Below are 378 nucleotides of genomic sequence, written 5' to 3'. Positions count from 1 at the left end.
GCGGGCGGGGCTGGCCGAGACGCCGGAGGCTTCGGACTACACTTCGATTCAAGAGCGCGTCGTCGGGTTGCCGGAAGAAGTCGGGTTCGAAGCCGGCTCGCAGGAGACCGCAACCGCTAAAGACCCTGACACAACACTCGACGGGGAGCGGTTACGATCGGAAGCTGAGACTCGAATCTTATCCCAGGCCCCGCTGATGCCCTTCGATGCCACCGCACAGACCCCCTGGGCAGTGCCATTTGCCTTCGAGGACTACTTGGAGCTGGTCGATTGGACGGGCCACGCATTACGCGCGGATAAGTCTGGATATATCGAGGCGCGAGAGCCCAAGATCCTCGCCCGGCTGGGCATCGATGGGGAGCAGTTTATCGGCTATTC

The 378-nt window shown here is 61.9% G+C and carries 1 pseudogene; it reads left to right on the top strand.

The annotated features are described in order from the left end of the window. Positions 1-378: pseudogene (locus E1958_RS20670) on the top strand (transposase); the annotation flags it as partial.

Source organism: Candidatus Thiosymbion oneisti (assembly GCF_004359955.1).
Classification (GTDB): domain Bacteria; phylum Pseudomonadota; class Gammaproteobacteria; order Chromatiales; family Chromatiaceae; genus Thiosymbion; species Thiosymbion oneisti.
This window is presented reverse-complemented; position numbering and strand designations above follow the sequence as displayed.